At 74.6% G+C, this 13,732-nt stretch carries 12 protein-coding genes; 11 read left to right on the forward strand and 1 reads right to left on the reverse strand.

Annotated elements, in window-relative coordinates; genetic code table 11:
- Window positions 1-2 precede the first annotated feature (2 nt).
- Genes H9624_RS02865 through nusB form a run of 9 tightly spaced genes read left to right on the forward strand, consistent with a single transcriptional unit; the run spans window position 3 to window position 6,459 of the window.
- The gene (locus H9624_RS02865; RefSeq protein WP_307784913.1) at window positions 3-938 is read left to right on the forward strand and encodes a shikimate dehydrogenase; all 936 of its coding nucleotides are present in this window, start codon (window positions 3-5) and stop codon (window positions 936-938) included.
- The gene (locus H9624_RS02870; protein ID WP_251838390.1) at window positions 928-1,515 is read left to right on the forward strand and encodes a prepilin peptidase; all 588 of its coding nucleotides are present in this window, start codon (window positions 928-930) and stop codon (window positions 1,513-1,515) included. Before H9624_RS02865 ends, H9624_RS02870 begins: the two co-directional genes overlap by 11 nt.
- 59 nt (window positions 1,516-1,574) lie before the next feature.
- A complete protein-coding gene (aroC, locus tag H9624_RS02875) occupies window positions 1,575-2,786 on the forward strand; it encodes a chorismate synthase (protein WP_251838391.1) in 1,212 nt (403 codons plus the stop codon).
- Window positions 2,783-3,328, forward strand: a complete 546-nt coding sequence (locus H9624_RS02880; RefSeq protein ID WP_251838392.1) for a shikimate kinase — start codon at window positions 2,783-2,785, stop codon at window positions 3,326-3,328. The genes aroC and H9624_RS02880 overlap by 4 nt, the downstream gene beginning before the upstream one ends.
- Entirely contained in the window at window positions 3,325-4,404 is a 1,080-nt protein-coding gene (gene aroB / locus H9624_RS02885; RefSeq protein WP_251838393.1) for a 3-dehydroquinate synthase, read from the forward strand. The genes H9624_RS02880 and aroB overlap by 4 nt, the downstream gene beginning before the upstream one ends.
- 47 nt (window positions 4,405-4,451) lie before the next feature.
- Window positions 4,452-5,069: a hypothetical protein gene (locus H9624_RS02890; protein WP_251838394.1), complete on the forward strand. Its 618-nt coding sequence runs from the start codon at window positions 4,452-4,454 to the stop codon at window positions 5,067-5,069.
- A complete protein-coding gene (locus tag H9624_RS02895; protein WP_251838395.1) occupies window positions 5,066-5,437 on the forward strand; it encodes a hypothetical protein in 372 nt (123 codons plus the stop codon). The genes H9624_RS02890 and H9624_RS02895 overlap by 4 nt, the downstream gene beginning before the upstream one ends.
- 28 nt (window positions 5,438-5,465) lie before the next feature.
- On the forward strand, window positions 5,466-6,029 hold the full coding sequence (efp, locus tag H9624_RS02900) for an elongation factor P (protein WP_251838396.1): 564 nt from the start codon (window positions 5,466-5,468) through the stop codon (window positions 6,027-6,029).
- 1 nt (window position 6,030) lies between these two features.
- Window positions 6,031-6,459 (forward strand): transcription antitermination factor NusB, encoded by a 429-nt coding sequence (gene nusB, locus H9624_RS02905; RefSeq protein ID WP_251303245.1) that lies wholly within the window; start codon window positions 6,031-6,033, stop codon window positions 6,457-6,459.
- A 55-nt stretch (window positions 6,460-6,514) separates the two neighbouring features.
- Here the strand turns inward: nusB and H9624_RS02910 are convergent, their stop codons facing one another.
- Window positions 6,515-7,375 carry a GNAT family N-acetyltransferase gene (locus tag H9624_RS02910; protein WP_251838397.1) on the reverse strand — a complete coding sequence of 287 codons (861 nt, stop codon included), beginning with the start codon at window positions 7,373-7,375 and terminating at the stop codon, window positions 6,515-6,517.
- Window positions 7,376-7,603: 228 nt separating this feature from the next.
- Here H9624_RS02910 and gltB point away from each other — a divergent pair, with 228 nt between their 5' ends.
- Together gltB and H9624_RS02920 are read left to right on the forward strand one after the other, a co-directional pair.
- Window positions 7,604-12,175 (forward strand): glutamate synthase large subunit, encoded by a 4,572-nt coding sequence (gltB, locus tag H9624_RS02915; RefSeq protein ID WP_251838398.1) that lies wholly within the window; start codon window positions 7,604-7,606, stop codon window positions 12,173-12,175.
- Entirely contained in the window at window positions 12,168-13,664 is a 1,497-nt protein-coding gene (locus tag H9624_RS02920) for a glutamate synthase subunit beta (protein ID WP_251838399.1), read from the forward strand. Before gltB ends, H9624_RS02920 begins: the two co-directional genes overlap by 8 nt.
- The last annotated feature ends 68 nt before the right edge of the window (window positions 13,665-13,732 follow it).

Below are 13,732 nucleotides of genomic sequence, written 5' to 3' on the forward strand. Positions count from 1 at the left end.
GCGTGAGCGGCGGTGAGCCGGGCGGCCCCGCGCTGCCCACCTACGACGTGCACCCGGCCGGCGCGCTGCCGGCCGGGGCGCGGCGGGCCGCCGTCCTCGGCAAGCCCGTCGGCCACTCCCTGTCACCCGTCCTCCACGGCGCCGCCTACGCGGCCCTGGGGATCGAGTGGGTCTACGGGCTCGCGGAGGTCGACGCCGACGAGCTGGGCGGCGTCGTCGCCTCCCTCGACGGCGAGTGGGCAGGCCTGTCGCTCACCATGCCCCTCAAGCACGTCGCCCTCGAGGTGGCCGACGTCGTCGACCCGCTCGCCGAGGTCGTCGGCGCGGTCAACACCCTCATCGTCCAGCCCGGCCCCGGGCGTGGGCTCGTCGTCGGGGCCAACACCGACGTCCACGGCGTCGTCGCCGCCCTGCGCGAGGCGTCCGGCCGGGAGGGCTGGCGCCCGAGCGGCGCCGTCGTGCTCGGGGGAGGGGCCACCGCCGCCTCGACCCTCGCGGCCCTCGCCGAGCTCGGCATCACCGACTCCCTCGTCCTCGTCCGCAACCCGGCCCGGGCCGGTGCGCTCCAGCGCGCGGCCCACCGGATGGGCGTCCACGTCACCCTGCGCCGCTGGTCCTCGGTGGAGCAGGCCGCCGACGCCGTGACCTCTGCCGACGTCACCGTCTCCACCCTGCCCGCGGGCGCGGGGGACGAGCTCGGGGACCACCTCGCCACCGTGGGCGGCACGAGCGGGCGCGTCCTCCTCGACGTCGCCTACGACCCCTGGCCCAGCCGCCTGGCCGCCGGCTTCACCGCCGGGGGCGGCACCGTCGCGCCGGGCTGGGCGATGCTCCTCCACCAGGCCGCCGAGCAGGTGCGCCTCATGACCGGACGCCCGGCCCCGCTCGAGGCGATGCGGACGGCGCTCACCGGCGCCCTCGCCCGCCGTGGCGGCTGAGCCGGCCGCCACCGCACGCTGGTGGCAGGCCCCCGGCGTGCTGGCCGGGGCCTGCGCCGTCGCCGTCGCGCTCACCCTGCTCCTCCACGGGTGGCGCGCCGACCTGCCGGCCGCGCTCGTCCTCGCCGTCGCCGGGGTCCTCCTCGCCGCCGAGGACCTCGCGAGCCACCGCCTGCCCAACGCGGTCCTCGCGCCGACCGCCGTCGTGCTCACGCTCCTGCTCGTCGTCGCCGCGCTCGTCACAGGGGCGTGGGACGCGCTGCTGCGCGCGGTCCTCGCGGCCGCGGCCTGCGGCCTGGGCTACCTCCTGCTGGCGCTGCTGCGCCCGGCGGGCCTGGGGATGGGCGACGTCAAGCTCGGGGCGCTGCTCGGGGCCTGGCTCGGGTGGCTGGGCTGGGGCGCCGTCGTGCTCGGGGCGATCGCCGGCTTCGTCCTCGGCGGCCTCGCGGGGCTCGTCCTCATCGTCGCCGGGCGCGCCACGCGCACGACGGCGATCGCCTTCGGTCCGTGGATGCTCCTCGGTGCCGCCGTGGCCGGTGCCGTCACCGTGCGCCTGGGCCCCGTGCTCGGCCTGTGAGCGCGCCGCCTGACGGACGCCAGGCAGGCGTGTCGGCGGGGCGTGGCAGGATGCCAGGCATGCGTTGGTTGACAGCAGGGGAGTCCCACGGCGAGGCCCTCGTCGGCGTGGTCGAGGGTGTGCCGGCAGGCGTGGCGATCACCACCGAGGAGCTGCGGGCGGTGCTCGCCCGGCGCCGGCTCGGCTACGGCCGCGGGGCCCGGATGAAGTTCGAGCAGGACGAGGTCCGGCTCCTGGGCGGGGTGCGTCACGGCCGCACGATGGGCGGGCCGGTCGCCATCGAGATCGGCAACTCCGAGTGGCCCAAGTGGCAGACCGTGATGTCGGCCGACCCCGTGGACCCCAGCCTCCTCGAGGTGGACGCCGGCACCGGGGACCAGCGGGAGATCGCCCGCAACCGGCCCCTCACCCGGCCCCGGCCCGGTCACGCGGACCTCGTCGGCATGACGAAGTACGCCCTGGACGACGCCCGTCCGGTCCTCGAGCGCGCCAGCGCCCGAGAGACCGCCACCCGCGTGGCCCTCGGTGCTCTCGCCGCCGCGGTCCTCGAGCAGGTCGCCGGGGTGCGGCTCGTGTCCCACGTCGTCGCCGTCGGTCCCGTCGACGTGCCCGACGACGCGCCCGTGCCCGGGCCCGACGACGTCGCCGCGCTCGACGCCGACCCGATCCGCTGCTTCCACCCCGCGACCTCGGCCGCGATGGTCGAGGAGATCGACGCGTGCCGCAAGGACGGCGACACCCTCGGCGGGGTCGTCGAGGTGCTCGCCTACGGCCTGCCGCCCGGCCTGGGCTCCTTCGTCCACGGCGACCGCAAGCTCGACTCGCGTCTCGCGGGCGCCGTCATGGGCATCCAGGCGATCAAGGGCGTCGAGGTCGGGGACGGCTTCCGCACCGCCCGACGCCGCGGCTCCGTCGCCCACGACGAGATCGTCCGCGAGGCCGACGGCGTGCACCGCACCACCAACCGCGCCGGCGGCGTCGAGGGCGGCATGAGCAACGGCGAGGTGCTGCGCGTGCGCGCCGCGCTCAAGCCCATCTCCACGGTGCCCCGCGCCCTGCGGACCATCGACGTGTCCACCGGTGAGGCCGCCACGGCCATCCACCAGCGCTCGGACGTCTGCGCGGTGGCCCCGGCCGCCGTCGTCGCCGAGGCGATGGTGGCCCTCGTCCTCGCCGAGGCGCTGCTGGAGAAGACCGGCGGCGACTCCGTGGCCGAGTGCTCCCGCAACCTCGCGGCCTACCTCGAGTCGATCCCGGAGGGCATGCGATGAGCGGGCCCGCCTCCCGTGCCCGCGTCGTCCTCGTGGGCCCGCCCGGTGCGGGCAAGTCCACGGTCGGCCAGGTCCTCGCGCGGCTGCTCGGCGTCGAGCTCCTCGACACCGACGACGCCGTCGAGCGCCGCGAGGGCCGCACCATCAGCGACATCTTCATCGAGGACGGCGAGCCGCACTTCCGCACGCTCGAGCACGCCGAGGTGCTGCGGGCGCTGGCCGAGCACGACGGCGTCGTGGCGCTGGGCGGGGGAGCGGTCGAGCACCCCGACACCCGCGCCGCCCTGCTCTCGGTGCCCGTCGTCTACCTCGAGGTCTCCATGGCCAAGGCGCTGCCGCGCGTCGGCCTGTCCGGCGCGCGCCCGCTGCTCGTCGAGAGCCCCCGCGCCCGGTGGAAGGCCCTCATGGACTCTCGCCGCCCGCTGTACCGGGAGGTCGCCGGCCTCGTCGTCGACACCGACACCGAGCCCGTCGAGCGGCTCGCCACCCTCGTCGCCGAGGCGCTCGAGCGCGGCGACCTGCGCCCGCGGAGCGAGGCGTGATCGAGGCGCGCGTGCCCGTCCGGGCCGAGCACGAGTACGAGGTCGTCATCGGCCGCGGCCTGGACCGTGAGGTGGCCGCCGCCGTGGGCGGCGAGCCGCGGCGTGTGCTCCTCGTCCACCAGGCCCCGCTCGCCGAGCGGGCGGGGCGCCTCGTCGCCGCCCTGGAGTCCGCGGGGCACGAGGTGCACCCCGCGCTCGTGCCGGACGGTGAGCAGGCCAAGACGGCCGCCGTCCTCACCGAGCTGTGGTCACGGCTGGGCCGGGCCGCCTTCACCCGTCAGGACCTCGTCGTGGGGCTGGGCGGGGGAGCGGCCACGGACCTCGCCGGCTTCGTCGCGGCCTCCTGGCTGCGCGGGGTCGCCGTCATCCACGTGCCCACGACCCTCCTCGGCATGGTCGACGCCGCCGTCGGCGGCAAGGCCGCGATCAACACCCCCGAGGGCAAGAACCTCGTCGGTGCCTTCCACTCCCCGCGCGCCGTCGTCTGCGACCTCGCCACCCTCGCCACCCTCCCGCCCGAGGACCACGCCGCCGGGCTGGCGGAGGTCGTCAAGGCCGGGTTCATCGCCGACCCCCGCATCCTCGAGCTCGTCGAGGCGGACTCCGGTGCCGCCGCGCGTGACGCGGGCTCCGACGTGCTGGCCGAGCTCGTCCGCCGCGCGGTCGAGGTCAAGGCGGAGGTCGTCTCGGAGGACCTCCGCGAGGCCGGGCGCCGCGAGTTCCTCAACTACGGGCACACCCTGGCCCACGCGATCGAGCTGAGCGAGGACTTCCGCTGGCGCCACGGGGACGCCGTGGCCGTCGGCATGGTCTTCGCCGCCGAGCTCGGCCGGGCCGCCGGACGGCTGCCCGACGCCGACGTCGCCCGGCACCGGGACGTGCTGCGCTCCCTCGGCCTGCCCACCGCCTACCGCCAGGACCGCTGGCCCGAGCTCCTCGAGGCCATGGGCCGCGACAAGAAGTCCCGCGGCGCCACCCTCCGTTTCGTCGTCCTCGACGGCATCGGCCGACCCGGTCGCCTCGAGGGCCCGGACCCCGCCCTGCTCGAGCGCGCCTACGCCGCCCTCGCTCCGTGAAAGGCTGAACCCTTGATCTGGTCGCATCAAGCATCTAGCCTTGTGTCATGTTCGTCATGACGGCCGACCAGAAGGCCAGCCGCAGCCGCGGGGACGCCGTGCCCGGGCTTCTCGACGCCGTCGCCGAGTGGCGCGGGCGGCAGTCGGCCGACCCCTTCGTCCTGCCGGTCGAGCGGACCGTGGGCGACGAGGTGCAGGGGGTGCTCGCCGACCCGCACGCCGTCGTCGGCCTCGTCCTGCTGCTCCAGCGGCTGGGCGGGTGGAGCGTGGGCGTCGGTGCCGGCCCGGTCGTCGAGCCGCTGGCCGAGTCCGCGCCCGCCAGCGCCGGGGAGGCCTTCATCCTCGCCCGCGCCGCCGTCGAGCGGGCCAGGGGGCGCTCGGTGAGCGTGCCACTCGCCGTCGACGGCGTGGCCACGGGCGCCGCGGAGGAGGCCGAGGCCCTGCTCCAGCTGCTCGCGGCCGTCGTGCGCCGCCGCAGCGACGCCGGCTGGGAGGTCGTCGACCTCCTCGCCGGGGGCGGCACCCAGCGCGCGGCCGCGGAGCGGCTCGGGATCAGTGCGCAGGCGGTGAGCCAGCGCCTGGACGCCGCCCTGTGGCAGGAGGAGGTGCGGCTGCACCCGCTCGCCGCCCGGCTGCTGACCGCCGCCGAGGGGGTGGCCGCGTGAGCTGGGCCGGAGCCGGGGTCGTCGTCGCGGCGCTCGTCGTCTCCGTCCTCCTCGGGCGGGTGGTGACGGGCCTGGTGCTGCGCCGCGTGCAGTCCAGCCCGCCCGCGAACGGGGTGCTGCGGGGCGGCACCTGGATCGGGATGCTCGAGCGTGCGGCCATCACCGGCGCCGTCCTCGCCGGCTTCCCCGAGGGCGTCGCCGTCGTCCTCGCGGTCAAGGGCCTGGGCCGCTACCCGGAGCTGCGCGAGAGCCACCCCGACAAGGTGAGCCCCGCCGCCGAGCGCTTCATCATCGGCACGCTCATCTCCTACACCTGGGCCGGGGCGTGCGCCGTGCTGGGTCTGTGGGCGCTCGACGCGCTAGGCTGACTGCCGCTCTCTCGAAAGGAAGACCTCAGTGGCCACCACGAACGACCTCAAGAACGGCATGGTGCTCGTCATCGACGGGAACCTCTGGTCCGTCGTCGAGTTCCAGCACGTCAAGCCCGGCAAGGGCCCCGCCTTCGTGCGCACCAAGATCAAGAACGTGCTCTCCGGCAAGACGATCGACCGGACCTTCAACGCCGGCGTCAAGGTCGAGACCGCCACGGTGGACCGCCGCGACATGCAGTACCTGTACCAGGACGGCACGGACTACGTGTTCATGGACACGTCCACCTACGACCAGATCCTCATCGGCGCCGACATCGTCGGTGACGCCGCCAACTTCCTCCTCGAGGGGCAGATGGCGACCGTCGCCACGCACGAGGGCCGGGTGCTGTACATCGACCTGCCCGCGTCCGTGGTCCTCGAGATCACCTACACCGAGCCGGGCCTCCAGGGCGACCGCTCCTCGGCCGGCACCAAGCCCGCCACCGTCGAGACCGGCTACGAGATCCAGGTGCCGCTCTTCCTCGAGCAGGGGACCAAGGTCAAGGTCGACACGCGCACCGGGGACTACCTCGGTCGCGTGAACGACTGACATGGCCGCACGCACCAAGGCGCGCACCCGCGCCGTCGACGTCCTCTACGAGGCCGACCAGCGCGCGCTGGCCGGGTGGGACATCGAGCTGCGCGAGCTGCTCGCCCAGCGCCTGCAGCACACCGCGGCGCAGACCGCGCTGCCGCAGTACTCGGTGGAGATCGTCGAGGGCGTGGCGGACCACGCCACCGAGATCGACGAGCTCATCACCACCTACGCCCAGGAGTGGACACTCCCGCGCATGCCCGCCGTCGACCGGGCCATCCTGCGCCTGGGCGTGTGGGAGCTGATGTTCAACGACGACGTGCCGGGTGCCGTCGCCGTCGACGAGGCCGTGGCGCTGGCCACCAAGCTGTCGACGGACGACTCCCCGCGTTTCGTCAACGGCCTCCTCGGCCGCATCCTCCAGCTGGAGGCGGGCGGCCGCTGAGCCGTGACCGGAGCCGGGCCCCGAGGGGCCCGGCTCCTGCCGTCCCTGCCGACGGTCAGCGTGCCGGACGCACGAGACGGACGTTGCGGGCGTACGGGCGGAACCCCACCGCCTCGTAGGTGGCGCGGGGCGCAGGGTCCGCGGCACCGTCGCGGGCGCACACCCGGGCGTGGGTGGCCCCGAGCTCGACCGCGGCGCCGAGCACGGCGAGCACGCAGGCACGCGCGAGCCCCCGGCGGCGGAACCGCGGGTGGGTGCCCACCGGCTCGAGGGCGAGCACGCCGCTGCGCTCGTCGAGCCAGCCGAGCGCGGCAGCGGCCGGCGTGCCGTCGGGCGCGACGACGAACCGGTCGAGGGCCGCGCGGTAGGACGGGTGCGCCATGACCGCCTGGTAGGTGGCGGCGGTCGGCTCGGGCGTGGCGAAGGCGGCACGGTGGAGCCCGGCCCGGGCGTCCCCGTCCTGCACCCCGGCCACCGCGCGCAGGACGTAGCCGGGAGGCAGGGGCGCCGGCGGTGAGGCCGCCGCCAGGCGGCGCCGCAGGTGGAGGAAGCTCGGCGCGTCGTCGTCCGGGGAGTAGCCCCGGGACAGCAGGACCTCGAGCAGGGAGCTCTCGCGGTCGAGCACGGTGACCGCGAGGTCGTGGCCGGCCGCGCCGTCCTCGAACCAGTCGAGCACGGCGGAGACGAGCCCGTCGTGGCCGGTGTCGGCCTGGAGGTCGAGGCGCCCCGGGGCCGTCGACCGCGCCCACGCGACGGTCCGGCCGCCGGCGCGCCAGGTCGCCGTGCGCCAGCCGGCGGCCCCGGGTCCGGTGGCGCGCCAGAGCCAGGCCAGCTCGCCCGGGTGCCAGCGGCTCGACCAGCTCCACAGGCGACCCGCCAGCTCCTCGGCAGCGGCGGGGTCCGCGCCCTGCGTCATCTCGCTCCTCACGTCCACCTCCGTGCTCGACGTCTTCCCACGAGGCCGGGTCTGTGCACAGAATGCTGCCCCGGGCGGTGCCACGTGCATCGTCCAGCATGCAAGACAGCGAGCGTGTCGGCGGCCGATGAGTTCACCATCGGGTCACCGGGGAGTAAAGTTCCCGCTCGCTGGGTCAACGGCGCCCCACTTCTGGTCAAGACAGTCACGGAACAAGGGGAAAGCACCATGGGCCCGATCCACGGAACCACGCCGCAGCCGGGGGCGCCGCCGCGCCAGGGTCTCTACGACCCCGCGTACGAGCACGACGCCTGTGGCGTCGCCTTCGTCGCCACGCTTCGTGGGACCCCGGGCCGCGACATCGTCGACGCGGCCCTCACGGCCCTCGCGAACCTCGACCACCGCGGGGCCGTCGGCGCCGAGCAGGACACCGGCGACGGCGCCGGCATCCTCCTCCAGGTGCCCGACGCCTTCCTCCGCGCCGAGCTGCCGTTCGCGCTCCCGGAGCCTGGCCACTACGCCGTCGGCCTGGCCTTCCTCCCCGGCGGCAACGGGGCGTCGACCGAGCGTGCCGCCGCCGTGGCCACCGTCGAGCGCATCGCCGCCGAGGAGGGCCTGCGGGTCCTCGGCTGGCGCGAGGTGCCCGTCGTCGAGCACCTCGTGGGCCAGATGGCCCGCTCGACGATGCCCGCCTTCCGCCACCTCGTCGTCGCCGACGCGGACGGCGAGCGCTCCGGCGTCGCGCTGGACCGCCTCACCTACCGGCTGCGCAAGCGTGCCGAGCACGAGCTCGGTGTCTACTTCGCCTCGCTGTCCTCCCGCACGCTCGTCTACAAGGGCATGCTCACCACCGAGCAGCTCGCGAGCTTCTTCCCGGACCTCGGCGACCCCCGCCTCGTCAGCTCCCTGGCGCTCGTCCACTCCCGGTTCTCGACGAACACCTTCCCGTCGTGGCCGCTCGCGCAGCCCTTCCGCATGGTGGCGCACAACGGGGAGATCAACACCGTGCGCGGCAACCGGAACTGGATGGGCGCGCGCGAGGGCGTCGCGTCGAGCGAGCTGCTCGGCGACCTCGAGCCGCTGCTGCCGGTGTGCCCGCCGGGCGCCAGCGACTCCGCGTCCTTCGACGAGGTGCTCGAGCTGCTCCACCTCGGTGGCCGCTCGCTGCCCCACGCGGTCCTCATGATGATCCCCGAGGCGTGGCAGAACCACGCCGAGATGGACGAGGCCCGCCGCGCCTTCTACGAGTACCACTCGACGATCATGGAGCCCTGGGACGGGCCGGCGGCGATGACCTTCACCGACGGCACCCTCATCGGCGCCGTCCTGGACCGCAACGGCCTGCGCCCGGCCCGCTACGTCGTCACCGAGGACGGCCTCGTCGTCCTCGCCTCGGAGTCCGGCGTCCTCGACATCGACCCCGCCACCGTCGTCCGCAAGGGCCGTCTCGAGCCGGGCCGCATGTTCCTCGTCGACACCGCCGCCGGGGCGGTCGTGGACGACGACGCACTCAAGGACGAGCTCGCGGCCGCCGCCCCCTACGGCGACTGGCTCGCCGAGCACACCCTCCACCTCGCCGACCTGCCCGACCGGGAGCACGTCCTGCACTCGAGGTCCTCGGTGGGGCGCCGCCAGCAGGTCTTCGGGTACAGCGACGAGGAGCTGCGCATCCTCCTCGCGCCCATGGCCCGCACCGGCGCGGAGGCGCTCGGCTCGATGGGGACCGACACGCCCGTCGCCGTCCTGTCCACCCGGCCGCGGATGCTCTTCGACTACTTCGCCCAGCAGTTCGCCCAGGTGACCAACCCGCCCCTGGACGCGATCCGCGAGGAGCTCGTCACGTCGCTGGGCGGCGCGATCGGGCCCGAGCCGAACCTCCTCGCCGAGGACCCCGAGCACGCCCGCAAGCTCGTCCTGCCCTTCCCGACGATCGACAACGACCAGCTCGCCAAGGTCGTCAACGTCGGCAGCGCGCGCGCCGGCAAGGGGCTGCGCTCCGTCGTCGTCTCCGGCCTCTACCCGGTGGCCGGCGGGGGAGCGGCGCTCGAGCAGCGCCTCGAGGAGATCTTCGCCGAGGTCGACGAGGCGATCGAGGGCGGGGCGAGCTTCATCGTCCTGTCCGACCGTCACTCGACGGCGGCCCTCGCCCCGATCCCCTCGCTCCTCCTCACCGCCGCGGTGCACCACCACACGCTGCGCCGCCGCACCCGGACCAAGGTGAGCCTCCTCGTCGAGGCCGGGGACGTGCGCGAGGTCCACCACGTGGCCCTCCTCATCGGCTACGGCGCGGCCGCGGTCAACCCCTACCTCGCGATGGAGAGCGCCGAGGAGCTCGTCCACACGGGCGTCGTCACCGGGCTCACCCCGGAGCAGGCCGTCTCCAACGTCATCCGCGCCCTGGGCAAGGGCGTGCTCAAGGTGATGAGCAAGATGGGGATCTCCACGGTCTCCTCCTACCGCGGCGCACAGGTCTTCGAGTCCCTCGGCCTGTCCCGCGAGCTCGTCGCCCGCTACTTCACCGGCACCCCCGCCCCGCTCGACGGCGTCGGCCTGGACGTCCTCGCGGCGGAGGTCGCCGCCCGGCACGCGACCGCCTACCCGCCGTCCGGCATCTCGCCCTCCTCCCGCGAGCTGCGGACCGGCGGGGAGTACCAGTGGCGCCGCGACGGCGAGCCGCACCTCTTCGACCCGGAGACGGTCTTCCGGCTCCAGCACGCCACCCGCAGCCGCCGGATGGACGTCTTCCGCGACTACACCCGCCGGGTGGACGAGCAGGCCGAGCGGCTCATGACCCTGCGCGGGCTGTTCCGCCTGCGCGAGCGTGCGCCCATCCCGGTGGACGAGGTCGAGCCGATCAGCTCGATCGTCAAGCGCTTCTCCACCGGCGCGATGTCCTACGGCTCGATCTCCGCCGAGGCGCACGAGACCCTCGCGATCGCGATGAACTCCCTCGGCGCGAAGTCGAACAGCGGTGAGGGCGGGGAGGACACCGACCGGCTCCACGACCCGCGGCGCCGCTCGGCGATCAAGCAGGTCGCCTCGGGCCGCTTCGGCGTCACCGCGGACTACCTCACCAGCGCCGACGACATCCAGATCAAGGTCGCGCAGGGCGCCAAGCCCGGCGAGGGCGGGCAGCTGCCCGGCACCAAGGTCTACCCGTGGGTGGCCGGGACCCGGCACTCCACCCCGGGCGTCGGGCTCATCTCCCCGCCGCCGCACCACGACATCTACTCGATCGAGGACCTCGCCCAGCTCATCCACGACCTCAAGAACGCCAACCCCGACGCGCGGGTGCACGTCAAGCTCGTCAGCGAGGTGGGCATCGGCACGGTCGCGGCCGGCGTCGCCAAGGCGCACGCCGACGTCGTCCTCGTCTCCGGCCACGACGGCGGGACGGGGGCCAGCCCGCTCACCTCACTCAAGCACGCGGGCGGGCCGTGGGAGCTCGGCCTGGCCGAGACCCAGCAGACCCTCATCGTCAACGGCCTGCGCGACCGGATCACCGTCCAGACCGACGGGCAGCTGAAGACCGGCCGCGACGTCGTCATCGCGGCCCTGCTCGGCGCGGAGGAGTACGGCTTCGCGACGGCGCCGCTCGTCGTCGCCGGCTGCATCATGATGCGCGTGTGCCACCTGGACACCTGCCCGGTCGGCATCGCGACGCAGAACCCCGAGCTGCGTGAGCGCTTCACCGGCAAGGCCGAGCACATCGTCGCCTTCTTCGAGTTCATCGCCCAGGAGGTGCGCGAGCTGCTCGCCTCCCTCGGGCTGCGCTCGCTCGACGAGGCGGTGGGCCGGGTCGACCTGCTCGACACGGACGAGGCCGTCGGGCACTGGAAGACCGCCGGGCTGGACCTCTCGCCGATCCTCGCGGACGTCGACCCGGCACCCGGCACCGCCCGCCGCCGGATCCGCGCCCAGGACCACGGCCTGGAGAAGAGCCTGGACGTCACCCTCATCGAGCGGGCCCGCCCCGCCCTCGACGACGGCACCCCGGTCCGCCTCGACCTGCCGGTCCGCAACGTCAACCGCACCGTCGGCACGCGGCTGGGCCACGAGGTCGTCAAGCGCCACGGGGCGGCCGGCCTGCCCGACGGCACGATCGACATCACCCTGCGCGGGACCGCCGGCCAGTCCTTCGGCTCGCTCCTGCCGCCGGGGATCACGCTGCGGCTGCTCGGCGACGCCAACGACTACGTCGGCAAGTCGCTGTGCGGCGGGCGCGTCGTCGTCCGGCCGGAGGAGGAGTCGCGGCTCGTCGCCGCGGACAACACCATCGCCGGCAACGTCATCGGCTACGGCGCGACCTCCGGGGAGCTGTTCCTCTCCGGACGCGTCGGTGAGCGCTTCTGCGTGCGCAACTCCGGCGCGACCGCCGTCGTCGAGGGCGTCGGTGACCACGCCCTCGAGTACATGACCGGTGGCACCGTCCTCGTCGCCGGGCCCACCGGCCGCAACCTCGGCGCGGGCATGTCGGGTGGCACCGCCTACGTGCTCGACCTCGACCGCGGGCGGGTCAACGCGCCCGCCGTGGCCGACGGCGAGCTCCTCCTCGTCGAGCTCGACGCCGAGGACCGCTCGATCGTCCTCGACCTGCTCCGCCGCCACGAGGAGCACACCGGCTCCGCCGTGGCAGCCGAGCTCCTTGCCGACGCAGACGCCGCGTGCGCCCGCTTCACCAAGGTCCTGCCCAGCCGCTTCGCGGCCGTCTCCGCCGCCCTCGCCGACGCCGCCCAGGAGGGCCTGGACGCCGGTTCCCCGGACGTGTGGAGCACCATCCTGGAGGTGTCCAATGGCTGACCCCCGTGGTTTCCTGACCTACCGCGAGCGCGAGCTGCCCGCCCGCCGCCCCGTCCCGGTGCGGATCCTCGACTTCCGTGAGGTCTACGAACGGCGGCAGGAGGACGCCCCGGCGCTCGTCCGCCAGGCCACGCGCTGCATGGACTGCGGCGTGCCGTTCTGCCACGCCGGCTGCCCGCTGGGCAACCTCATCCCGGAGTGGAACGAGCTCACCCGCCGCGAGGACTGGGAGGCGGCGATCAGCCGGCTCCACGCGACGAACAACTTCCCGGAGTGGACCGGCCGCCTGTGCCCGGCCCCCTGCGAGAGCGCGTGCGTCCTGGGCATCAACCAGCCCGCGGTGACGATCAAGAACATCGAGCAGTCCATCGCGGACACCGCCTGGGACCAGGGCCTCGTCACGCCCCAGGTGCCGGAGCGGCAGACCGGCCGGACGGTCGCCGTCGTCGGCAGCGGCCCGGCCGGCCTGGCCGCGGCGCAGCAGCTCACGCGCGCCGGCCACACGGTCGCCGTGCTCGAGCGGGACGACCGGATCGGTGGCCTGCTCACCTACGGCATCCCGGACTTCAAGATGGAGAAGGTCCAGGTGGACCGCCGGGTGGCGCAGATGGAGGCCGAGGGCACGATCTTCCGCCCCGGCGTCGACGTCGGCACCCAGATCACGGGCGAGGAGCTGCGCGAGCGGTACGACGCCGTCGTCCTCGCGCTCGGTGCCACGGTCCCGCGCGAGGTGCCGGTCCCTGGCCGGGACCTCGGCGGCATCCACGTCGCGATGGACTACCTCGTCCAGTCCAACCGCGTGGTGGCCGGCGACGACGTCCCGGACCAGGTGACGGCGGCCGGCAAGGACGTCGTCATCATCGGCGGCGGCGACACCGGCTCTGACTGCTTCGGCACCGCCCGCCGGCAGGGCGCCCGGTCGGTCACCCAGATCGACATCAACGTCCGCCGCGGCGAGGACCGCGCACCGGGGGAGCCGTGGCCGATGGACCCGCGAGTCTTCACGGTCTCGACCTCCCACGAGGAGGGCGGCGAGCGCATCTTCGGCACCGCCACCCTCGAGTTCGTCTCCGACGGCAGCGCCGGCCCCGACCAGGTCACGCACATCCGGATGGTCGAGGTCGTCCGGCACGCCGACCGCTCCACCACCCCCGTCGAGGGCACCGAGCGGCTCATCCCCGCGCAGCTCGTCCTCATCGCCATCGGCTTCGAGGGCGTGCCCCGCGGCGGGCTCGTCGACCAGCTCGGCGTGGCCGTCGACGACCGCGGGCGTGTCGTCCACGACGAGATGTTCGCCACGTCCGTGCCCGGCGTCTTCGTCGCCGGCGACGCCGGCCGCGGGCAGTCGCTCATCGTCTGGGCCATCGCGGAAGGCCGGTCCTGCGCGGCAGCGGTGGACCGCTACCTCGACGGCGGCAGCGGCCTGCCCGTCCCGGTGACGGCGTCCAGCGCCCCGCTGGGTGCCGGGATCGCGAGCCTCGGCGCCTAACCCAGCGAGAGGGGCGTTCGCCGGTCGAACGTCCCTCTCGCGAGGACGAATCGGGCTATAGGCTGGTC

It is taken from the genome of Oceanitalea stevensii, assembly GCF_014837105.1.
In the GTDB taxonomy this organism is placed as follows: domain Bacteria; phylum Actinomycetota; class Actinomycetes; order Actinomycetales; family Actinomycetaceae; genus Oceanitalea; species Oceanitalea stevensii.